Below are 21,691 nucleotides of genomic sequence, written 5' to 3'. Positions count from 1 at the left end.
GGAGCAAAGGTACGATGAGAGTTTCTTATAACTGGTTAAAAGAATACGTTGATCTGACTGATATCACCCCGCAGGAGCTTGCCGAGCGCATGACCCGCAGCGGGATTGAAGTAGATGCGATTGAATCCCGCAACACGGGTGTTTCCAATGTGGTCGTGGGTTATGTAAAAGAACGTGAACAACACCCGGATGCTGACCGTCTGAGCGTATGTAAAGTAGACGTAGGCAACGGTGAAGACCTGCAAATCGTCTGCGGTGCGAAAAACGTAGCCGCTGGGCAAAAAGTACCAATCGCGATGATCGGTGCGGTGCTCCCAGGCGATTTCAAAATCAAAAAATCCAAGCTGCGCGGCGTCGAGTCCCAAGGCATGATCTGCTCCGCTAAGGAACTTGGCCTCAATGATAAACTGCTCGCTAAAGACCAACAGGAAGGCATCATGGTGCTTCCAGAAGACGCAGAGATCGGCATGGACGCGGTCTCCTACCTCGGTATGGATGACTACGTGCTTGAGCTGGGTCTCACCCCGAACCGCGCTGACGCGATGAGCATGATCGGTGTGGCTTATGAAGTGGCTGCGATCCTTGGCCGCGAAGTGATCTTCCCAGAGATGAACGTGGTAGAAAACGGCGAAGCCAACCCGGTACGCGTCACCATCGAAGCAAAAGATCACTGCTACCAATACGCAGGCCGTCATTTTACCAATGTCAAAATCGGTTCTTCCCCACAATGGCTGAAAAACCGTCTGATGGCTGCCAACGTGCGTCCGATCAACAACGTGGTCGATGTCACCAACTACGTGATGCTCGAACTCGGCCTGCCGCTGCACGCTTTTGACGCTTCCCAAGTGGTCGATAAAGAGATCATCGTCCGTCTGGCTCAAGAAGGCGAGAAGATCACGACGCTTGACGATCAGGAGCGCACACTTGACGATCAGACTCTCTTGATCACAGACAAAACCAAAGGAGTAGCCATCGCAGGTATCATGGGCGGTGCCAACTCTGAAGTAACGGATGAAACAACCGAGATCATCCTCGAAGCCGCATACTTCACACAACAAACCGTACGCCGCAGTGCCCGCAAGACCGGTATCCGTTCCGAAGCGGGAACACGTTGGGAAAAAGGCGTCGACCAAGCGCGAGTCAAGCTGGCTTGCGACCGTGCAGCTCTGTTGATCCAACAGCTGTCCGGTGCGACCGTGTCTGTTGGCGTAGCCGATGACACTGTACAGGTAAAACAGCCGCTTGCGATCGACATCACCTTGGAAAAGATCAATGAGCATCTGGGTACCAGCATTGATGCGGCTACAGTGACTGCTATCTATACCCGTCTGCAATTCCAAGTAGAAGAAAAGGGTGCAGGCGCATGGACGATCACCGTACCGACCCGCCGCGGCGACATCACACTGGTAGAAGACCTGATCGAAGAAGTAGCCCGTCTCTACGGCTATGACAACATCCCGATCACCCTGCCATTCGGTGAGACCACCCCGGGCCGTCTGCAGCCAGAGCAGCTGCTGCGCCGTATCGTGCGTCACCACCTGATCGGCCTCGGCCTCAATGAGACCGTCTCCTATGCCCTTCTGCATCCAGAGCGCATGGAGAACTTCGACAGCATGATCGATGCCAACCTCAAGCGCATCTCCCTGATCATGCCGCTGTCTGAAGAGCACAGCGTTCTGCGTACCAACCTGATCGCAAGCCTCGTGGAGACAGCTACTTACAACAAGAACCGTCAAAACCATGACCTCGGATTCTTCGAGCTGGGCAACGTGTTCCTGACCGAAGAAGATCAACTCACCAAGCTGCCTGAACAGCGCCTCTACCTCGGCGGTCTGATCGCAGGTCAATGGGTACCGCAGAACTGGACCGGAGCGAAGCAGCCAGCTGACTTCTTCCTGACCAAAGGCGTGGTCGAATCCGTCCTCGACCGCATCGGCCTCAAAGCAACCGAGCTGACCTACCAACCGACCCAGACCCGCAAAGGCATGCACCCAGGCCGTACCGCTGACGTGCTGGTAGGCGGCAACGTAGTAGGCTTCATCGGTCAAATCCATCCACAACAGGAAAAGGCATATGACCTCGATGAAACCTATGTATTCCAATTCGACCTCTCCAAGCTGTTCTCGCATGCGAAAGACTTCAACGACTACAAGCCACTGCCGAAATTCCCGGCGATCACCCGTGACTTCGCGCTGGTTGTAGACAGAAGCCTTCCAGTTGCTGCTTTGGAAGAGATCATCCGCCGTGAGTCTGGTGACCTCTTGGAGTCTGTCACTCTGTTCGACGTCTATACCGGTGAGCGTATCGATGCTGCGAAGAAGAGCGTGGCGTTCTCCATGGTGTATCGTCACCCAGAGCACACCCTGCAGGATGAAGAAGTGCAGGCTGTCACTACCCGCGTTGTGGAAGCTCTCAAAGAAGCAGGTGCCGAGCTTCGCTCCTAGCAGAAAAGGTTGACGGATACTGTCATTTTCAGTAACCTAGAAGGGATAGACTATGATGGCAGTCTCAAGGAGGAAGCCTCCGTGCAGGAAGACAAGAATCGCCTAACGGTTGAGATCTATGGACAACAATACCGTCTGACCGGTAAAGCCAGCACATCGCATATGCGTATGGTAGCCGGTTACGTCGACGATAAAATGCGCGAGATCGCCCAAGGTAATCTCCGCCTTGATACGGCCAAAATCGCCGTCCTCGCCTGTGTGAACATGGCGGATGAGCATTTCCGTCTGCGTCAGGAGTACGAAGAGCTGCTTCGTCTCTTGCAGGAGGATGCGCGTGATGAGTCGGATGACAACAACGAATAAGACGTAGCACAACACAAAACGAGCCGTAGAAGCTTTTTCTACTGGCTCGTTTTTTTGCGGATATGTTAGTTGCGTGCAATTGCAGGGGGATGCCGCCGTGTTGGGATCAGTACCAGATCAAACGCAGTCCCATATTACGGGTGCTTCTCGAGAAACTGAATCATTTTCTGATCGACCAGCTCTGATCCTTTGCCCAGCCATATCAGATGCCCCCAGGTCTCACATAGAAAAAGCTCGGAATCAATGATGTACTGATTCGCATGGATCGGGTGCTCCAGAGGAACGGTTGCATCGTGTCTGCTATGGATGATCAATGTGGGGCTTGTGATGGTTTGCAGGTCTTCGGTGCTGATCGATGCAGGGGTAGCCATATCATAGACAAAACCATAGCCAGATCGTTGACGGTTGTTCATTTTACGCAGTTCTTCCACATCAGACTGATTCATCATTCGCTCAATCTCTGCAAGGGTCAGTCGACTAAAGGAAGGAGCCATTTGCTTGAACAAGAAGCGGGGAAAGCGATTATTCAGAGTACGGACCAGCTTCCACAGGTATTTCTCGGTGGTGGGACGGAACAGGATACGGGATGCTTTGTATTCTTTATCTTTTGGTGTGAGCCATTGCTTGGTGACAGCACATTGCAGCGTCAGGGTATGGAACCGTTCTGGATATCGGGAGGCAAGGTATATTCCGCTTGGTCCCCCGGCAGAAACCGCTAGCAGGTGAACCTTTTCCAATTGCAGATGATCCAGCAAGGCGATGTATGCTTGGCAAGCTGTCGCAAGGCTCGCCCCCAGTTCCTTGGAGGTATGGCCGTAACCCGCCCGTGACGGTGTGATAAGCGAATAGCCGTGTTCCACCAGGACGCGGTATCCAAACTCTTCATAACAGTTGGAATGCCCGCCGTGCATGACCAAGATGGGGGTACCTTCCCCAATAATGGAGTATTCGATGGCTAATCCGTTGTGATGAAATATTTGTACGCTTCTACTCATAAGACACCTCACAATCGGCCGGCTCAAACCAGACTTCCCGATAGTCTACGCATCCCAGACCATTGATCGAGACGCCTTGTACGGACGGATGGTAGTACATGCTTTTTTGCCGGTGATACAGCGTGATATAAGCCAGTTCCTCCGCACCCAGTGCCTCTAGCTCGGTAAGGTGAGTCTCCTGCTTTTCCTGATCAGGCTCGGCCTGTAGCTGCCGGAGCTTGGGCAGGTATTTGTCTTCATATAGCGCTCCAAGATTACGGTGCAGGATACTGTTATCTGTCGAGAAGACATCCGTGAGATCAAACACCCGATTCTCTTGTAAGGTGACCTCGTACAGCGAGATATCGGCTTCGCGGTCTAATCCAGAGGTGAAGTAGTCGGTCGGAGAAGAGATGAGGATCGTGATGTTGATTCCTGCCTCCTGCAGCTGGGCTTGGATGGACGCAGCATCCTGTTGGCGGAACGGGTGGATATAGAGGGTGACAGGTTCGCCTGTGTAGCCGGATTCGGTCAGTTTTTGTCTGGCGAGAGAAAGGTTATAGGCATCAGTGGATGAGTCTTGGGAATCCTTTCGTTTCTGCGATGCTGGCGATTCTGGATAGAACCCCCGTGCCGGAAAAATCTGCGGATCATTCAATCCAGCCACCAGCCCTTTGATGTCGAGCGCATATCGGACCGCTTCCCGAAACGCCCGATTCGTTACAATCCCTTTCGTTTGTAAGTTAAAACTCATAAATGTTGCCCCCGCCAGCGTCCGGCTCGTCTCATTCCACACGGTGGGAGTGGAGCGGTCATGCGGTGACGTACAAGGCAGATAGCTGACCTGATAGCCTTCCGAGTCGATTTTGAAGTACGATTCCAGATCAGGGACGACCCACATCTCGACGCGATCCAGATGCGCCCGGCCGAGAAAATACGGAACGAACGCTTCGAGTGCGCAGACAGACTCTTCATTTTTCGTCAGCTTAAACGGCCCGGTGCCGATCGGATAGCGGGCAAAGCTCTCGGCATTCCCCTCACATAAATCCCGAGGTACGATCCCCATCTGATCGGCGCACAAGATATGCAAAAACATGTGATTCGGTTTATTCAGACGGATTTCCAGCGCATGTGTCCCAAGAATCCGTACTTCCTCGATCTCCTCCGTCAGCCATGCATAGGGGGAGGTGAGGCGGGGGTCACGGAAGCGGCTCAGCGTATATTTCACATCGTCAGCAGTCAACTCCCGCCCATGGTGAAACATCACGCTTTTTCGCAGGTACAGGGTGTAGCGCATCCCGTCGTCACTCTTTTTGAAACAGTGTGCCACATGCGGTTCCACCTGACCCGACACAGGATTAAAGCGAAGCGGGGGATCAAAAATCTGTTTTAGCAGATGCGCTTCCATAATATGAGTCACATACAGCGGATCAAGCCCATACAGCGGGCGAAAGAGCGGAAGCCGAAGCTGATCAACGCGCCGCTCTTCTTTCATCTCTGCCACATAGCCGAAATGCTCGGTCAGCCAATCCATGAACATCTGCTTGAGCGCCAGACTCCCGGCCGAACCGCTCACCTGCTCGATGGCTCCCGAGACGTCCCCTTTTTTGACACGCTCTTGCGCAAGCTGCAAGGACAGCTCTTCCGTCCGCATGAAAAAGGTGATGTGAGATCGGTTGCCCCGTCCACGTCCGGCCGACCAGTGTATCCAGTTCTGCTCTGCCAGCTTTTTGAGGATCAGGTTGACGTTGCGGCTGGAACAGGAGAGGATGTCGGCCAGCTCGTGCAGGGTGATTTCGTATTCGCGCCCCTCGGTGACGTGTTGGAGGTGGGTGCGGATTTTTAGGTAGTGCTGTGCCATTTGCATACGTGTGTCCGCTCCTTTTTGCACATCTTTTGGAAAAAGATGAAATACTCTTTCACTAATTTACACTTTTTCTTCACCTTAATCTAGGTAAAATGATGTCTAGGTGAGAACAGATAAAAAGGGGAGTTGGATACGATGAATAGACTTAGGGCGATGATCGCCGAGTACGATTCCGCGATATGGATTCGCGTGATGGGTACGGCTTTGAGCACGTTGACCGGGTTTATGCTGCGCCCGTTTTTGGCGCTGTACTTATATGACAAATTAGAAGGCTCTGTCCTGCTGCCGATGCTCGTTGTCGGTCTGCAGCCGCTGGCGGGCATGATCCTGGGGCTGTGGGGCGGTTCACTGGCTGACCGCTACGGGCGAAAACCGCTGATGATGCTGGCGCTCTTGATTCAGGCCGGCTCGATGCTCGGATTTGCCTTCGCGGAATCGGTCTGGACGTTTGCCGTACTGACCATACTCAACGGCTTAGGGATGGCGCTGTTCCTGCCAGCGGCCAATGCACAGGTGGCAGATGTGGTGCCACAGGAGAAGCGTGCTCAGGTATTTGCCCTCTTGCATACCGCCTTTAACCTCGGTTCGGCAATCGGCCCGGTGATCGGGCTGTTGATCTTCAAGCAAAACCCGGCGCTCGTGTTCACGATCTCCGCCGTGGCTTCGCTCATCTATGCCGGGATGGTATTCTTCAAGATACAGGAGACCCTCCCCGCAGCAGCACGGATCAAGGCAGAGAAAAATGAAACCATTCCCTTCGTATTCGCCGAGCATAAGTCCCTCTACTGGCTGACCTTGCTCGCGGTACCGGTCGGTCTGTTGTATGCACAGGTTGACTCCACGTTCCCGCTCCATCTGAAGAACCATTTCGCCAACTTCGAAGATATTTACGTGACGCTGATCACGCTCAACGGGATTTTTGTCATCACCATGCAGATCTGGCTGGCGAAAAAGACTGAGCAGATCGCCCCGGAAAAAGTGTTGTTCTTTGCCTATATGTCCTTTGTCGTCGTCTGTTTCGGCTACGGCTGGGCACCGGGCTTGGCACTGCTGATCCTATTTGAGTTCATTTTCACCATCGGCGAGATGCTCAACGGCCCACACGTACAAAAGGTCGTCTCCATGATGGCCCCCGAAGAACTGCGCGGCCGCTACTTCTCCATCTTCGCCCTCAGCTGGCAATCCGCCCGCTCATTTGGCCCGTTGCTCGGCGGTGTGATCCTGGAGTACCTCGGCGGCGGTTGGCTGTTCGCCGTGATCGGTGCGCTTTTGTTCGTCTCAGCATTTGCCCAGCGTAACTTGATCCGCAAAGTGAAGCAGCAGAAGGAAAAAGAGGCACAGGTGCAGGCGGCAACGGCGGTATAGGTCGTCTGGCTATCCCGAGGAGTGTGAGCAGCATCTGTTCTCCAGTCGCCTTTCCCCCTTTGGGGCCGGTCTCCTTACGAACAGATGCTGCTCACACTCCAACGGCTAGCCACCATCTATAAATAAAAAAGACTTCCGACTTCCTTTCTGCAAAAAATGGACAGACAAAATCAGTGGTCGTTCACACCTTACCCAAATGTGTGCCGACCGCTGATTTTGTCGTGCTAAGTTTTCGCAGAAAAAGTATAATAGAGCGATGAAGAAAGAGGTGAATCGTTTTGACTGACATCACATCCAAAGACGACTTGCTCGACATGGCGAAGCGGTTAACCATCCGGGAAAAAGATGAAAAACTGGGTAACATCCTGCGGGAGATGAAACGGGTTGTCATCGCCTTCTCAGGTGGTGTGGACAGCACTTTCCTGTTAGCAAGAGCTGTACAGGTGCTCGGCAACGAAGCGATTGCCGTCACAGCGGCATCAGAGACGTTCCCGACACGGGAGTTTGAGGCAGCGAAGCGTTTGGCCGAACAGCTGGGCGCGCGCTTTTATACAACAGAGATCCGCGAGATGGAGAATCCGAATTTTGTATCGAATCCGGTCAACCGCTGTTTTTATTGCAAAGATGGTCTGTATGAGCATCTGGGCCACTTGGCAGAAGAAAACGAGTGGGGCGGGATCATCGCAGACGGAGCCAACATGGACGACCTCGGCGACTACCGTCCGGGACGCATGGCGGCGGCTCAGCGCGGGGTGCGCAGTCCATTGCAGGAAGCAGGTCTTTTCAAAGAAGAATTGCGCCAGCTGTCCAAAGAGATGGGGCTGTCCACATGGGATAAGCCGTCATTTGCCTGCCTGTCCTCACGCATCCCGTACGGCAACGAGATCACGCTGGAAAAGATCAATATGATCGACCAGGCGGAAGGCTATCTGTTGGCACTTGGCTTCCATCAGGTGCGCGTGCGTCATCACGACAACATCGCCCGCATCGAGGTGGAGCCGCAGGACTTCCCGCGTCTGGTGGAAAAGCATGCAGAGATCAATCAGACCCTGATGAAAATCGGCTACAAGTATGTCACGCTTGACCTGTTCGGATACCAGACAGGCAGCCTGAATGCTGTGCTCAGCAAGGAAGCGAAGGAAACCCATGGATAATGCAGATATCAAATCCATTTTGTATAAAGTAAAATCAGGCCAGCTCACCGTCGATCAGGCGTATGAGCAGATGACACAGGTAAGCGACTTAGGCTTCGCTCAGTTGGATCTGTCCCGTGAGGAGCGTACCGGATTCCCAGAAGTGATCTATGCCGCTGGAAAAAGCGTGGAGCAGTTCACCGGGATTTTTGCCAAGCTGACCGAGCATCAGCCAATCGTGCTGGCTACCCGTGTATCGCGCGAGCAGGCGGAGGCGGTACAGCAGGTGGTTCCAGAGTCTGTGTATCATGCAGATGCCAATATCGTCGTCTGGAGCGAACAGCCGCTTACGCCTGTACGGGAAGGCTATGTCGCCGTCGTGGCCGCAGGGACATCTGACTGGCAGGTGGCACAGGAAGCCGCTTGGACCGTGCGCTGCTTCGGCAGTGAGGTACGGGTGATTACCGACGTCGGCGTGGCTGGCATTCACCGTCTGTTCAAACGCTTGGACGAGATTCGCGGCGCATCGGTGATTGTCTGTGTCGCGGGCATGGAAGGTGCGCTGACCAGTGTGGTGGCCGGGCTGGTGGATAAGCCAGTGATTGCCGTGCCGACCAGTGTAGGCTATGGTGCCAATTTTGGCGGGGTTGCGGCGCTTTTATCCATGCTCAATTCCTGTGCGAATGGTGTGTCTGTAGTGAACATCGATAATGGTTTTGGTGCGGGGTATATGGCAGGGATGATTCATCGGATGGCTTCTCCAGGTAACGCCTAAACGTGTATGCCACATCATGTATAGATCAACAGTAATCATTCCAACCTGACGTTTCGTTCGGGTTGGGATTTTTTATGAGGTGTGTGATGGAATGAAGAAGCTACTCTTACTGACGACCGTACTCGGACTGGCTGCGACCGCAAGCGGCTGTACGTCTTACACCAGCATAGATACAGAGCAAGTCGTGCAATTTGAACAAGACATCACATCCCAATACAAACATATCGATGATGTTGAGATGAAATACTCCCCGACCACTCTGCACGTTCAGGTGAGGCTCGACGATAAGCTCAGCAAAGAAGATCACTTGATATCATGTATCAATTGAAGGATCTGCTCAACAGCAGTCAATTCCAACAAGAAGTGATCGAACAGGATTATCTGGTCCGTTACGAAGAGGAGCAGGGGAGATATCCCCGCGTACAGATGCGCTTTTACGAGGATCCAGATGACACAGCGGAGTACGAGTACACCTCCCGATACACGAAGGATGAGAAAACCGCCACAGGGGAAACCCAACCAGCCGGATATCAAAATTGGTCCTTTTCCGACTTCAAAAATGAACAGCAGGAGATTCCACCCAAACCATAACCACCCGCCCACACAAAAAAGGCAACCCACTAATCACGGGTTGCCTTTTTCCTATGCAGACGGTATTGCTGCATTGCGCTTATCTCTGCCCATTCGGGGTGAAATCCATCTTACCTTTGATCGGGATGAACAGATCAATAATCCCGATCACCAGCGACGCCAAGAGCGCACCGAGAATCGTCACGCGGATTCCGCCAACAATAAACTGGGTCAGGTAAATGACCACGGCGCTGACGAGAAAGCCTACGATTCCACGGTTATAAGGGGAGATTCTGTCACCAAACACTGCCTCCACCGCCCAGCCGATCACAGCGATGACGAGCGCAGCCAACAGGGCTGTCCAGAAGCTGGCGATCTCAAATCCTGGTACCAAGAAACCAACCAACATCAAAACGAGGGCCGCGACAACAAAACGGATGATATGACGGATAATCGTCATCTCGTATCTCCTCCTTTTTTCTTGGGGGCTTTTCATACCATGTGCAAAAGAGGGAGGGAGTATGTAAGGATTGGCGTGCCAAATCATTGAAAGGGCCTGTAAGACGCGGTGTATAGCGGCTCAGGGCTTATCTTGCTCCGCCTCCAGTGTAAGCGCCAGCTTCGTTACAGATGCAGAAGAGAAGAAGTCGATCACCACATCTACATATGGATGAGCATGCCGATGGACCCAATGATCCTCACCAGCGATGGTTACCAGTACAGCATCGGGGATCGTCTTCACCATCTGATCCGCTGTATCTGCCGCGAGATGTGTACTGCACTCCCCGCGGATGAGCAGCACCGGGGCTTGAATCCGTGCCAGCCTGTCCCATTCGTCTTGCTGGTGCATCTGCCGGGCGGTCTCCACCAAAGCTTGGACATCAAAAGCCCAGCCCCAGCTGCCGTCTGCTTTTTCGGTCAGGCTTGGCCCCCACCAGGCGGGATTTCGTCCGATTTGATGCAGATAAGCGATTCCTTCTTCATAAGATGAAAAAGACCCCTGCCACGACTTCGCCCAATCCAACCAGTACGACAGATTGCCGTCACGGGCGCATGGATGCTGGTCTTCGATCACCAGGCGATCCACCAAGTCTTGGCGCGCGGTGGCCACTTCCCACGCAATCGTTGCGCCCAGGGAGTGGCCGACGAGGTGGACGGAACCCAGGGAGAGTTGTTCGATCAGGGTGATCACGTCTTGGGCGTAGGCCGTGACAGTATAAGGTCGGGTCTTTTCCGTAACGGGGGTATGGGGAGGATATCCCGTTGGAGAAGATATAACCACGTTCGACGAGGCTGAATCAGGTGAAGTCTGCCCATGCCAGCGCAGATCCGGCGCGATGACGCGATAGCCCGCCTGTGCCAATGCTTCTGCCACCTCTGACCAGATCGCCGCACACCCCTGTATGCCGTGAATCAGCACCACAGGCTGTGCCTGTTGATCTCCCCATTCCAGGTAATGAATCCGCATTCCGTTCCCCAATCTGTACGGCATCCTGCCATTCCTCCCATCCTCTGCAAAAATAGGTGAATCATGCTTGTCGATTCAACGCAAAAATTGTTCAGCAATACTTGTCACATGGTATAATAGAAAGATAATGCTTTTTGGTTAGGAGGAACCCAAGTGGAGCAACGGGTTTTGAAAACGTTAGAATACGATAAAATCGTCGCTTTGTTAGTGGACAAAGCTTCTTCCACGTTAGGTAAAGAATGGTGCAGACAGATTGCTCCTTTTACCAATATAGACCAAGTGCGTCATGCACAACAAGCAACCTATGAAGGCTCCGAAGTGCTGCGGCTTAAAGGTGATGTGCCGCTCGGGGGGATCCGTGACATCCGCGGCCCAATCCAGCGTAGCCGTCTGGGTGCGATGCTTGCCCCGTTGGAACTGCTCGATATCGCGAGCACCATCTATGCAGGACGCCGCCTCAAGAACTTCCTGCTCGATGTGGCTGACAATCACGAGCTGCCGATCCTTAAGTACCTCGCCGAGGGGATCGAGGGCTTGCGTGAGACGGAGCAGGAGATCAAGAACTGTATTAATGATGACGGAGATGTGATGGATTCAGCCAGCATCGACCTGCGCCAGATCCGCCAAGAGATCCGCAGCCTCGAATCCCGCATCCGCGAAAAGCTGGATTCCATGACCCGCTCCACCTCCATCCAGAAGATGCTGATGGAGAATATCGTCACGATCCGTGGTGACCGTTACGTCATCCCGGTCAAGCAAGAGTACCGCCAGCATTTCGGCGGGATCGTCCATGACCAGTCCGCATCAGGTGCGACCCTGTTCATCGAGCCAGAAGCTGTCGTGCAGATGAACAACAAGCTCCGTGAGCAGCGGATCCGTGAAGAGCGCGAGATCGAAAAAATCCTCTATGCGCTTACCGTAAAAGTAGGCGAGCACGTAGAAGAGCTGAAGCAAAACGTCGAGCTTTTGGCCGAAATCGACTTCATCTTCGCCAAAGCCAACCTCGGCTACAGCATGAAAGCGACCACCCCTAAGCTCAACGATACAGGCTTCATCCGCCTCAAACGCGCCCGCCATCCATTGATCGACCGGAATGTTGTCGTACCAACCGATGTCGAGCTGGGTCAGAGCTACACCGCGATCGTCATCACGGGTCCCAACACCGGGGGTAAGACCGTCACGATCAAGACGATCGGTCTTTTGTCCCTGATGGCCATGTCTGGTCTGCAGGTCCCGGCTGACGATGACAGCGAGATGGCCGTATTCTCCTCGATCTTCGCCGATATCGGTGACGAACAGTCGATCGAGCAGAGCCTCTCCACGTTCTCCAGCCATCTGGTCAACATCATCTCCATCCTGCAGAACATGGATGAAAAAAGCCTCGTGCTGTTCGATGAGCTGGGTGCAGGTACAGACCCGACAGAAGGTGCGGCCCTCGCGATGTCCATCCTCGACTTCGTACTGGAAAAAGGCGCACGTCTTGTCGCCACCACCCACTACAGCGAGCTGAAAGCCTATGCCTACGAACGCAAAGAAGTGATCAACGCAAGCGTCGAGTTCGATGTACAGACCCTGCGTCCTACCTATAAACTGCTCGTCGGTGTCCCTGGCCGCTCCAATGCATTCGCCATTGCCCGCCGCCTAGGCTTGCCCGATGAGATCATCGAGAAAGCCCGCTCATCCGTCAGCGAAGAAGACAACCAAGTCGAAGTGATGATCGCCTCCCTCGAACGCAACAAAAAATCAGCCGAACGCGAGCGCGAAGAAGCCGAAGCACTCCGCCGCCAAGCGGAAGAGCTGCGCCGTCAGCTCGAAGAGGAGCGCCAGCGCTTCGCCGAAGAGAAGAACCGCATGCTCGAAAAAGCGGAGGAAGAGGCACACCTCGCCGTCCAGCTGGCCCGCGAAGAAGCCGACGACATCATCCGTGAGCTGCGCCAGATGCGCCGCGAAGGTGTCGAGATCAAGGAACACCGCTTAATCGATGCCAAGCAGCGCCTCGGCAATGCAGTCCTCGAGCTGGAAAAAGAAAAAGTCAAAAAGCCAAAAGCCGTCCGTGCCCACCAGATCAAGGTAGGCGACGAGGTGATGGTCACCACGTTCAACCAGCGTGGTACCGTCTTAGAAAAGGTCAATGACAAGGAATTCCTCGTACAGATCGGCATCATGAAGATGAAAGTGAAGCGCGACGACATGAACGTCGTCAAGGAAGCCAGCCAAAAACCTCCTGTGCAGCAGTTCACCTCCGTCAAACGGGCAAAAACCGATGTGAAAATGGAGCTTGACCTGCGCGGCTACAATGTCGAGGATGGCATCAGCGAGATCGACCGCTATTTAGATGAGGTACTGCTCGCAGGCTTCCACTCCGTATCGATTATTACCGGCAACGGTACAGGTGCCTTGCGCAAAGGGGTTCACGAATACCTGCGCAGTCACCGCAACGTCAAGTCCTTCCGTCTCGGCGGACAGGGTGAGGGCGGAGTAGGCGCGACCATCGTGGAGTTGAAGTAAGCCATGAAGATGATGCTGAGCAACCCCTATCTGGCTACCGCCGCTTATTTTGCGGTGACAGGTCTTGCCATGGTCTTGTTTTTATCCATCTTTGAGCTGGTCACCAAGTACCGTGTCTGGCACGAACTCAAAAACGGCAACATCGCCGTTGCGATGGCAACCGGCGGCAAGATTTTTGGCATCGCCAATATCTTCCGCTTTTCCATCGAGCAGCATGACAGTCTGGGCCGGGCGCTCGTGACCGGCTCTTTCGGCTTTATCCTTTTGCTTGTGGCTTATTTTATCTTTGAGTTCATGACCCCTGGTATGAAGGTTGATGAAGAGATCGAAAAAGACAACCGGGCAATCGGCCTGATCTCCATGGTCCTGTCGGTCGGTTTTTCGTTCGTCATCGGTGCCAGCCTGACCTTATAGCCCTTTTTATGCAACCAAACCGTCCCCAAAAACGTCTTTAGATGTGACCATTTTGTTTCACCCTATACCTTTTTTTTCACGGGACGAGTATAATAGTGCATTGAGTAAAACGAGATTGTCCGATGTTGAGGAGGGATCCGACTGTGGAGACCTTGTATAAAATTTTATTCGTTTGCTGTGTGATTTTTATGATCCTGGGTGTCTACTACTTGTCCTAGCTGCAGGCGGTCACCCTGAGCTTACGAATTCATGTTAAACAGTGAAAGAGGGAATTCGATTATGACGCATCCTGTTCGCGTGGCTGTTGTGGGACTTGGCTTCGTCGGCTTGCCGCTGGCGCTTACCTATGCGATGAAAGGGGCTAAAGTCGTCGGGATCGATGTCAGTCCACGTCTGGTGGAAGAGATCAATGCCGGGCAGTCACACCACCTTGAGTCATACAAAGGCAAATTGCTTCGTGAGATCATGCAGGAGCAGCTCGCCGCTGACCGTTTTCACGCGACCACTTCCTATGCGGAGGCGGCTGAGACGGTCAACAACTATATCATCACAGTAGGTCTGCCGGTCAAAAACGGCGATCCAAACTTCGGCCCGCTCAAAGGCTGTGCGGAATCCATCGCGAAGATCCTCAAAAAAGGGGATACCGTCATGGTCCGAAGCACAGTCGTTCCGGGCACGACTGAAGAAGTCATCAAGCCGATCTTGGAAGAGATCAGTGGACTTGTGGCAGGCGAGGATTTCTACCTGACCTATTGCTCTGAGCGCATCGCGGAAGGCCGTGCGTTTGAAGAGTTCATCCACATGCCGCTCGTGCTGGGCGGGATTAACGAGGCGAGCGCAGAAAAAGGAAAAGAGTTGCTCTCCTTTATCAGCGAAACCGAGATCACCATCTCCAGCATCCGCATCGTGGAAACTTCCAAAGTCATCGAAAATATCCAACGCGACGTGAATATCGCAATGGTGCAAGAGTTTGCCCGTTTTGCCGAGGCATTCGGCATCGACACCTATGAGCTGATCAAGGTAGCGAACACGCACACCCGTGTCAACCTGCTGACCCCAGGCCCTGGTGTAGGCGGCTACTGCCTGCCAAACGCCCTCTACTATCTCCAGCCAAAAGCCAACGAGCTGGGCGTACCGCTCAACCTGCTTGGCACTGCGCGCGGCATCAACGATAATGTGCCGGCCGTGCTCGTCAACATGCTCGACGAAGCACTCAAGTCCCAAGGTAAGCAACTGGCGGAGAGCCGTGTAGCTGTGCTGGGCCTGGCGATGAAGGACTTCTCTAACGACGACCGCATCAGCCCGGTGCATGATGTGATCGCATTGCTTCAGGCAAAAGGAGTAGAAGTCGTCTCCTACGACCCAGCCGTTCACTCCAGCTACACGCATAAAGTGGAGACACTGGAGCAAGCGCTCAAAGGCTCGGATGCCCTGTTCCTCACTGCGGTGCAGCAAGAATTCACCCAACTCGATTGGAGCCAACTGGTCGCCCAAATGGCAGAATCCCCAGTCCTGTTTGACACCAAAAACCGCATTCCACGCACCCTTGATACACAAGTGAAAGTCGTACGGATGTAATCGCACAACGATACCCCGCACGAAACCAAAAACCCCGTCGTCAGAAAGCTCGGCGGGGTTTTTGGTATTCATTTTTTGGAGGATTCTGTGTTCCTGTGATTAGAAAAAGGATACCGTACCCGCCAGATTGATCATCGCCCGCATCGTTTTATACAGGTCGTACTGATCACGGGCCATGTAGCTCACCTCGGTTGTACCGACATGATAGGTTGTCCCAGGAATGATGGAGACCATCTCGGCTTCGCCGGTATGCGAGAACTCGATGCGCAGCTCCAGCGGTTTTTGGGCCAGCAGCGGTTGGATGTTTTTGGCGTTATGTAAGGAAAGCTTGGCTTGCTCGCGGATCGTCTCGCGGGCTTTGGCAAGCGGCAGGCAGAGAGCAGAGGTGCGGGACGTGGCTGTTTTGACGATGGCCGTATGGATGCCAGGGATGAGTGCGGATGCTTCGTCGGCGATCTGGTCATCACCTGTGACCATGACGACAGGCACACCTGTCAGACCGGCGAAGACGGCATTGAAGCCGAACTCACCGACGACTTGACCGTTAATGTACATATTTTTGATTACGCCAGACATGGTATGGCTAAGCACACCCGGCACACCATGACGGGCATGATAGCCGATCAGAATGGCAGCGTCAAATGTTTCATCCAATCCATGCATCATAGAGTAATCACGGGGAGTCCCTGCCAATAGACTAGCGGAGGGGTGTAACTCTTCGATCAGGATATTATTGAGATGGTGATGACTGTCAGCAACGACGATCTCGGTAGCACCAGCCTCCAATGCGCCTTCAATCGCGGCGTTGACATCACCGGTCATGAACATCCGCCCGCGCTGATAATTGCTGCCTGTATCGGGATTGATGTAGCTGGGGTCGACGATTCCGCTAATTCCTTCCATATCCACAGAGATAAACACTTTCATGAATAATCAGTCCTTTCGTTTTTGATAGGGGAATGCTGTTAATAATGGGTTTTCACATCCATTTTAAGCAATAATTAAATGAATATTAACAACCTGTTCACAAACTAAAGTTTAGATATCTATGTTACAATACCTTTAGGTTCGTCGTCTAATTTTGGACAAAATTGTTTTTTATCCTCAAAGAATGTCGGAGGAATATCGCACATGGAAGTCAGAAAAGTAGCTGAATTGGATATCAAGGCTATCCTTAACATGATTAAGAGACGGTTGTGGATCATCGTTGTATGTACGTTGATCTCTACATCCACCATCGCATTTGTCAGCCAATATTATATTAAGCCCACTTTTGAGGCTTCGACCATGCTATTGATCAGCCGCAATAATGATAAGACAGCAGAAGTGATCAGTATCGCCGATATTGAACGCGACTCCAAGCTGGTGGACACCTATAACGTCATCATCAAAAGCCGGCCGATCATGGAAAAGGCTGCCGAGAGATTACAAGCCTCGATCCAACTGAAGTTAAAACCAAGCACGCTTTCGGCGATGACCAATGTCACCCGTCTAAAGACTTCGCAGGTGGTCAAGATCACGGTCTCCTATCAGGATTACCACAAGGCGGTAGAGATTGCCAATACCATCACCAAGGTGGCCCAGACAGAGGTCAGCCAGTTCATCTCCGAGGATAATATCCAAATCCTCGAATTGGCCGTCGATCAGGATAATCCCGTCCCGATCAAACCAAACAAAAAGATGAATATCATCTTGGGCTTCTTCCTTGGATTCTTCACCAGCCTGGGGATTATTTTCGTGTTAGCGTATCTGAATGATTCGATTGAAGATGAAAAAGATGTCGAGATGATCATCGATGTACCCGTGCTTGGCAGTATTCCCAAGACAGCAGAGGGGGCACGCTATCTCTTGATGGATATCGATCAATCCCCGCATGCTGTCGTGGAGGAGGTCGCGGTGACAATCGATTTGCCAAGCAGACGCAGCACCAAAAAGCTCAAGCCGATGGTTGGCTGGAAAAACGGCTTAAGAGACCGTCTGGGCCTGCGCAAAAGCCAGCACACAGGCAATGAGGATGATCTGCAGGATGCATTCCGCACCTTGCGCACCAACCTGCAATACAGTCTGGAGAAGCCTGTTCATACGATTCTCGTGACCAATCCAGGACCAGGCAAAGGAAATCCGATTACAGCAGTCAATCTGTCCGTATCGCTGGCCCAGATCGGAAAAAAAGTGCTGCTGGTTGATGCCGACTTGCGCAATCCGCGCATCCACCAATTTTTCCGCATGAACAATCAGCGTGGCTTAACCAACCTGCTGCTGGCTGAAATTCAGACACCAAAGCAGGTGACCCAAAAAACCAATGTGAATAATCTGTCCGTCATCACCTCCGGGCCTGTCGTGCATAGCCAGGAACTGCTCACCTCTAACCGGATGGCGGATTTGCTGACAGATCTGCGTGAAGAGTACGATTATATACTGATCGATGCTCCTCCGATCATCTCGGTCTCTGACGCACAGACGCTTGCTCCGATTGTGGATGGAGTGCTGATGATCATCCAGTCGGGCAAGACTAACCGGGAGATCCTCACGAAGGCCAAAGATGTCATCAGGATGGTAAACGGCAAGATCATCGGGATTGTACTCAACCACCCGAAAAACAGCACAACACGATTTGTCTACAAAAGCTAAGGAGTGTACGCATTAGTGGAAACCAGAAGCGACAGGATAAAACGATCGAGGCAAGAGAAGAAGTCAACGACCCGCAAGATCATTGGATTGACGGCCTTATCCCTGTTGGCGCTTGCTGGTTTTTTCTTTTATCAGGCAGGGAATTGGCTGGTGATCCAAAGCGAGCAGCCGAAGAAGGCAGACACGATCATTATTCTCAGTGGTGATCTGGGACGGCTGGAGGATGGGGCACGCTTGTATCGGGAAGGATATGCCCCCTACGTGCTGCTGACCAATGCCAGTGAAAATGCCCTGACCGTGCGCGGTGCTGTCAATCACGGCGTACCAGAGAGCCAGGTGATCCCTGAGTGGAAGGCAGACAGCACCTATGCCAATGCCACCAACTCCAAAGAGCTGATGATTCAGCATAAGTTCAAGTCTGCTCTGGTCGTGACGAGTGATTATCATATGCGCCGGACACGTTATATTTTTGAGCGGGTGTATCAGGATACAGGGATTGAGCTGACGTATGTGAGCTCCAAATCGCCGAATTTTACGGCGGAGCGCTGGTGGGAGACCTCTCTTAGCCGATTTCTGACCATGGGCGAGTACGCCAAGATGGTCGGGTATTGGTTCAAATATTAGGGTCTCATCCCGAAATGCTGCTCATGGAAAGTTAGGAACGAGAGAGAGGAATCAGATGTGAAGTCAGGTCAATCAGTATCAATCGTGAAGGATTTCTCATGGACGCTCCTCTCCAATCTCATCTATGCCGCTACACAGTGGGGGATCCTGGTGATGCTGGCGAGGCTGGGGACGCCTGAGACAGTCGGGCGGTTCTCCCTGGCACTGGCGATCTGCTCGCCGGTCATCCTGCTGGCCAACCTGAAGCTTCGGACCGTGCAGGTGACAGATGCCAAAGAGGAGTACAGCTTCTCCGAATATGCCAATCTGCGGGTCATCACCACGATGGTAGCGATGCTGGTGATTGCTGGGATTACGCTCGTATCGGGCTACACCTGGGAGACGATGCTGGTCGTTCTGGTGATGGCGGTGGCCAAAGCGTTCGAATCCTTCAGCGATATCTATCATGGACAATTCCAAAAACGGTTGCTGTTTAACACGATTGCCAAATCGATGATTTTGAGAGGAATTCTTTCTTTTATCATACTGACCATAGTCCTGTATCTGACGAAAAGTCTGGTCTGGGCTGTGGTTGGTATGACTTTAGTATGGGGTCTAGTTTTCTTTTTCTGTGACTTTAGGACTGGTAAACAGCTCGATCTTGATGTAAAATTTAGCTGGAGCATGACTAAAATCCTAAATTTGGCTTGGGTTGCCTTGCCATTAGGCTTTGCCGTCATGATCAACTCCCTCAACACTAATATCCCGCGCTATTTCATCCAAAATCATTTGGGGGAGCATGCATTGGGGATATTCGCAGCAATGGCCTATCTCTTGGTCGTCGGTAATACCGTGATCAATGCGCTGGGGCAGTCAGCCAGCCCGCGTCTGGCGAAGCTGTACCAGACGGGCAATATGTCCGGATTCTTCCGACTGTTGGCAAAGCTGGTCGCGATGGGCATCGGGCTTGGACTTGCGGGTGTGATCGTCACTTATTTTTTCGGGGCAGAGATCCTCACCCTGATCTATGGGGCGGAATACGCACAGCAGGCTGACATCTTCGTCATCCTGATGATGACCGGAGCCGTGACCTATTCCTTCGTTTTTGTAGGGACGGCGCTTGGTGCGATGCAAAAATACAAGGTGCAGGCACCTATCAATCTTATCAGCAATCTGGTGGTGCTGGTGCTCTCTACCTTCGCCATCGCCGCATTTGGACTCAAAGGGGCGGCATGGTCTTTGTTTGGCTGTGAACTGAGCTTAGGGCTCGGGTATCTCATCGTTGTGTGGTATACGTGGAAAAAGGAAGGGGCGCGTTATCTTGCTGCTCGGCGTAATGAAGCGACTGATCAAACTTTATAAAATGAAACAAGACCCCATCGGCTACAGCCGCTCCATCGGGGTGAAGATTGGTGACAGATGCCGCATTTACGCCTTGACCGATTCCACGTTTGGCTCGGAGCCGTTTCTGGTATCGCTCGGGGATCATGTGACTGTGACCAGCGATGTGAAATTCATCACACACGACGGCGGGGTCTGGGTATTTCGTGAACAGCATCCAGATATCGATGTGTTCGGCCCAATCCGCGTCGGCAACAACGTATTCATCGGAGTCAACTCGATTATTATGCCGGGGGTAACCATCGGCGATAACTGTGTGATCGGCGCAGGTGCCGTGGTCACACGCGATATACCAAGCGGTTCTGTCGCAGTAGGGATGCCGGCCAAGGTAATCGGTACGGTAGAAGATTACTGGGCCAAGGTGGAGAAAAAAGCTACCCATATCCGCTCGATGAACCATGATCAGAAGAAAGAGTATTTAATCAACACATTCATGAAATAAAGCCGACGGAGGTGAGGAGAGCGTGGATAAGAAGCCGAAGCGTATTTTACATATTTTCGGTGGGATGAATCGCGGCGGTGCGGAGATGCGGACGCTCGATCTCATGCGCAACATCGACCGTTCGGCGTATCAGTTCGAGTTCTGTGCGCTGTCCGGACAGCCGGGCGTACTGGATGAGGAGATCAGACAGATGGGGGGAGAAGTGCATCTGTGCGGGCTGGGGCTGTCATTTCCTGCGCGTTTTCAGGCACTTCTCCAAACAGGCAGGTATGATGTGGTGCATTCGCATGTGCATCATTTCTCCGGCTTGATTCTGTGGCTGGCCGCACGGGCAGGGGTGAAGGGGCGAATCGCTCATTTTCGCAGCACCGCAAGCGGTCAAGCCCAGACGCTTCGCCGCAAGGTACAGACCCGTGTGATGAAGCAGCTGATCAACCGCCATGCGACACAGATTCTCTCCGTCAACGAAGGGGCGATGGTCAGCTCATGGCGTAAGGATTGGAAAGCCGACCCGCGTTGTCAGGTGATTTACAATGGTGTGGATCTTCTGCCATTCCGTGCAGCACCAGAGCGGCATGCTGTGCGCCAAGAGCTTGGGATCGCAGAAGAGGCCCAATTGATCATCCATGTAGGACGGATGGACACAGAGGCGAAGAATCATCTGCGCTTGATCGAGCTCTTCGCGGCCACTGCCAAGCTCTTGCCGCAGGCTCACCTGCTTTTGGTCGGAAAAGGGGGCAATCAGCGCGAACAGCAAGTACGTGCCCTGATCGCCAAGCACCAGATCACAGACCGGGTCACGCTCGTAGGACAGCGTCAGGATGTCCCCCGTCTGATGATGGCAGCCGATATGCTGCTTCTCCCCTCACTGTGGGAGGGGTTGCCCGGCGTGGTGCTGGAAGCCCGTGCAGCAGGTCTGCCGGTGCTTGGCAGTGATATCCCAGGGACGCTGGAGATCGCGCAGAGATTGCCGTATGTACACTGTCTGCCGCTTGCCGAGAGCGATCAGGTCTGGGCAGAGCGGATCAGCCGGATTCTCGCCGAAGAAGCGGGGAAGATGACCCGCACGGAGGCGCTTGAACAATTTGAGGTGAGCGAATTTTCCATCGAAAATTGCTTGCGAAGTCATACCGCTGTATGGATTCAGATGTAAAA

Annotated in this window: 20 protein-coding genes; 15 read left to right on the top strand and 5 right to left on the bottom strand. The window is 53.0% G+C overall.

All coding sequences use genetic code 11. The features are described from left to right. Positions 1 to 14: 14 nt before the first annotated feature. Positions 15 to 2,444: a phenylalanine--tRNA ligase subunit beta gene (gene pheT / locus FGI41_RS17435; RefSeq protein ID WP_139491622.1), complete on the top strand. Its 2,430-nt coding sequence runs from the start codon at positions 15 to 17 to the stop codon at positions 2,442 to 2,444. 81 nt (positions 2,445 to 2,525) lie between these two features. Continuing rightward, entirely contained in the window at positions 2,526 to 2,807 is a 282-nt protein-coding gene (gene zapA, locus FGI41_RS17430) for a cell division protein ZapA (protein ID WP_139491621.1), read from the top strand. A gap of 134 nt (positions 2,808 to 2,941) precedes the next feature. On the opposite strand, the gene FGI41_RS17425 is transcribed toward zapA, so the two are convergent. Next, positions 2,942 to 3,802 (bottom strand): alpha/beta fold hydrolase, encoded by an 861-nt coding sequence (locus tag FGI41_RS17425; protein WP_139491620.1) that lies wholly within the window; start codon positions 3,800 to 3,802, stop codon positions 2,942 to 2,944. Continuing rightward, entirely contained in the window at positions 3,795 to 5,648 is a 1,854-nt protein-coding gene (locus FGI41_RS17420) for an ABC transporter substrate-binding protein (protein WP_139491619.1), read from the bottom strand. Before FGI41_RS17420 ends, FGI41_RS17425 begins: the two co-directional genes overlap by 8 nt. 135 nt (positions 5,649 to 5,783) lie before the next feature. On the opposite strand from FGI41_RS17420, the gene FGI41_RS17415 reads away from it, so the two are divergent. The 5 genes from FGI41_RS17415 to FGI41_RS17395 all read left to right on the top strand — a co-directional run bounded on the left by FGI41_RS17415 (position 5,784) and on the right by FGI41_RS17395 (position 9,512). After that, the gene (locus tag FGI41_RS17415; RefSeq protein WP_139491618.1) at positions 5,784 to 7,013 is read left to right on the top strand and encodes an MDR family MFS transporter; all 1,230 of its coding nucleotides are present in this window, start codon (positions 5,784 to 5,786) and stop codon (positions 7,011 to 7,013) included. 314 nt (positions 7,014 to 7,327) lie between these two features. Next, positions 7,328 to 8,167 carry an ATP-dependent sacrificial sulfur transferase LarE gene (gene larE, locus FGI41_RS17410; RefSeq protein ID WP_139491745.1) on the top strand — a complete coding sequence of 280 codons (840 nt, stop codon included), beginning with the start codon at positions 7,328 to 7,330 and terminating at the stop codon, positions 8,165 to 8,167. Continuing rightward, a complete protein-coding gene (gene larB, locus FGI41_RS17405; RefSeq protein ID WP_139491617.1) occupies positions 8,160 to 8,921 on the top strand; it encodes a nickel pincer cofactor biosynthesis protein LarB in 762 nt (253 codons plus the stop codon). The genes larE and larB overlap by 8 nt, the downstream gene beginning before the upstream one ends. Before the next feature lie 91 nt (positions 8,922 to 9,012). Further along, positions 9,013 to 9,249 (top strand): hypothetical protein, encoded by a 237-nt coding sequence (locus tag FGI41_RS17400; protein ID WP_139491616.1) that lies wholly within the window; start codon positions 9,013 to 9,015, stop codon positions 9,247 to 9,249. Further along, a complete protein-coding gene (locus FGI41_RS17395) occupies positions 9,237 to 9,512 on the top strand; it encodes a hypothetical protein (RefSeq protein ID WP_139491615.1) in 276 nt (91 codons plus the stop codon). Before FGI41_RS17400 ends, FGI41_RS17395 begins: the two co-directional genes overlap by 13 nt. A gap of 79 nt (positions 9,513 to 9,591) precedes the next feature. Here the strand turns inward: FGI41_RS17395 and FGI41_RS17390 are convergent, their stop codons facing one another. Together FGI41_RS17390 and FGI41_RS17385 are read right to left on the bottom strand one after the other, a co-directional pair. Then, positions 9,592 to 9,951, bottom strand: a complete 360-nt coding sequence (locus FGI41_RS17390; protein ID WP_139491614.1) for a phage holin family protein — start codon at positions 9,949 to 9,951, stop codon at positions 9,592 to 9,594. Between the two features lie 120 nt (positions 9,952 to 10,071). Next, on the bottom strand, positions 10,072 to 10,983 hold the full coding sequence (locus FGI41_RS17385) for an alpha/beta fold hydrolase (RefSeq protein ID WP_139491613.1): 912 nt from the start codon (positions 10,981 to 10,983) through the stop codon (positions 10,072 to 10,074). A 129-nt stretch (positions 10,984 to 11,112) separates the two neighbouring features. On the opposite strand from FGI41_RS17385, the gene FGI41_RS17380 reads away from it, so the two are divergent. The 3 genes from FGI41_RS17380 (at position 11,113) to FGI41_RS17370 (ending at position 15,459) form a co-directional block, all read left to right on the top strand. Further along, the gene (locus tag FGI41_RS17380; RefSeq protein ID WP_139491612.1) at positions 11,113 to 13,467 is read left to right on the top strand and encodes an endonuclease MutS2; all 2,355 of its coding nucleotides are present in this window, start codon (positions 11,113 to 11,115) and stop codon (positions 13,465 to 13,467) included. 3 nt (positions 13,468 to 13,470) lie between these two features. Further along, on the top strand, positions 13,471 to 13,881 hold the full coding sequence (locus tag FGI41_RS17375; RefSeq protein WP_139491611.1) for a DUF350 domain-containing protein: 411 nt from the start codon (positions 13,471 to 13,473) through the stop codon (positions 13,879 to 13,881). Between the two features lie 279 nt (positions 13,882 to 14,160). Continuing rightward, positions 14,161 to 15,459 (top strand): nucleotide sugar dehydrogenase, encoded by a 1,299-nt coding sequence (locus FGI41_RS17370; RefSeq protein ID WP_139491610.1) that lies wholly within the window; start codon positions 14,161 to 14,163, stop codon positions 15,457 to 15,459. A 99-nt stretch (positions 15,460 to 15,558) separates the two neighbouring features. On the opposite strand, the gene FGI41_RS17365 is transcribed toward FGI41_RS17370, so the two are convergent. Then, complete coding sequence (locus tag FGI41_RS17365; RefSeq protein WP_139491609.1) at positions 15,559 to 16,386, bottom strand: M55 family metallopeptidase; 828 nt, start codon at positions 16,384 to 16,386, stop codon at positions 15,559 to 15,561. A gap of 204 nt (positions 16,387 to 16,590) precedes the next feature. Between FGI41_RS17365 and FGI41_RS17360 the strand changes: the two genes are divergently transcribed. Genes FGI41_RS17360 through FGI41_RS17340 form a run of 5 tightly spaced genes read left to right on the top strand, consistent with a single transcriptional unit; the run spans position 16,591 to position 21,689 of the window. After that, a complete protein-coding gene (locus FGI41_RS17360) occupies positions 16,591 to 18,090 on the top strand; it encodes a tyrosine-protein kinase domain-containing protein (RefSeq protein WP_139491608.1) in 1,500 nt (499 codons plus the stop codon). Between the two features lie 15 nt (positions 18,091 to 18,105). Continuing rightward, positions 18,106 to 18,714 carry a YdcF family protein gene (locus FGI41_RS17355; RefSeq protein ID WP_176560330.1) on the top strand — a complete coding sequence of 203 codons (609 nt, stop codon included), beginning with the start codon at positions 18,106 to 18,108 and terminating at the stop codon, positions 18,712 to 18,714. 57 nt (positions 18,715 to 18,771) lie between these two features. Continuing rightward, a complete protein-coding gene (locus FGI41_RS17350) occupies positions 18,772 to 20,055 on the top strand; it encodes an oligosaccharide flippase family protein (protein WP_176560329.1) in 1,284 nt (427 codons plus the stop codon). Continuing rightward, positions 20,015 to 20,536, top strand: a complete 522-nt coding sequence (locus tag FGI41_RS17345) for an acyltransferase (protein WP_255298520.1) — start codon at positions 20,015 to 20,017, stop codon at positions 20,534 to 20,536. The genes FGI41_RS17350 and FGI41_RS17345 overlap by 41 nt, the downstream gene beginning before the upstream one ends. Positions 20,537 to 20,558: 22 nt before the next feature. Further along, complete coding sequence (locus tag FGI41_RS17340; protein ID WP_139491605.1) at positions 20,559 to 21,689, top strand: glycosyltransferase; 1,131 nt, start codon at positions 20,559 to 20,561, stop codon at positions 21,687 to 21,689. Positions 21,690 to 21,691: the final 2 nt, after the last annotated feature.

Origin of the sequence: Brevibacillus dissolubilis (genome assembly GCF_006170445.1) — a bacterium.
Classification (GTDB): Bacteria; Bacillota; Bacilli; order Brevibacillales; family Brevibacillaceae; genus Brevibacillus_B; species Brevibacillus_B dissolubilis.
The sequence above is the reverse complement of the archived record's forward strand: the minus strand, read 5'-3'. Positions and strand labels throughout refer to the sequence as shown.

Excerpts from the sequence above, each read along its gene's own strand:
- pheT (WP_139491622.1), top strand. The coding sequence starts at position 15 with ATGAGAGTTTCTTATAACTGGTTAAAAGAATACGTTGATCTGACTGAT.
- FGI41_RS17425 (WP_139491620.1), bottom strand. The coding sequence starts at position 3,802 with ATGAGTAGAAGCGTACAAATATTTCATCACAACGGATTAGCCATCGAA.
- FGI41_RS17420 (WP_139491619.1), bottom strand. The coding sequence starts at position 5,648 with ATGCAAATGGCACAGCACTACCTAAAAATCCGCACCCACCTCCAACAC.
- FGI41_RS17415 (WP_139491618.1), top strand. The coding sequence starts at position 5,784 with ATGAATAGACTTAGGGCGATGATCGCCGAGTACGATTCCGCGATATGG.
- larE (WP_139491745.1), top strand. The coding sequence starts at position 7,328 with ATGGCGAAGCGGTTAACCATCCGGGAAAAAGATGAAAAACTGGGTAAC.
- larB (WP_139491617.1), top strand. The coding sequence starts at position 8,160 with ATGGATAATGCAGATATCAAATCCATTTTGTATAAAGTAAAATCAGGC.
- FGI41_RS17400 (WP_139491616.1), top strand. The coding sequence starts at position 9,013 with ATGAAGAAGCTACTCTTACTGACGACCGTACTCGGACTGGCTGCGACC.
- FGI41_RS17395 (WP_139491615.1), top strand. The coding sequence starts at position 9,237 with ATGTATCAATTGAAGGATCTGCTCAACAGCAGTCAATTCCAACAAGAA.
- FGI41_RS17390 (WP_139491614.1), bottom strand. The coding sequence starts at position 9,951 with ATGACGATTATCCGTCATATCATCCGTTTTGTTGTCGCGGCCCTCGTT.
- FGI41_RS17385 (WP_139491613.1), bottom strand. The coding sequence starts at position 10,983 with ATGCCGTACAGATTGGGGAACGGAATGCGGATTCATTACCTGGAATGG.
- FGI41_RS17375 (WP_139491611.1), top strand. The coding sequence starts at position 13,471 with ATGAAGATGATGCTGAGCAACCCCTATCTGGCTACCGCCGCTTATTTT.
- FGI41_RS17370 (WP_139491610.1), top strand. The coding sequence starts at position 14,161 with ATGACGCATCCTGTTCGCGTGGCTGTTGTGGGACTTGGCTTCGTCGGC.
- FGI41_RS17365 (WP_139491609.1), bottom strand. The coding sequence starts at position 16,386 with ATGAAAGTGTTTATCTCTGTGGATATGGAAGGAATTAGCGGAATCGTC.
- FGI41_RS17360 (WP_139491608.1), top strand. The coding sequence starts at position 16,591 with ATGGAAGTCAGAAAAGTAGCTGAATTGGATATCAAGGCTATCCTTAAC.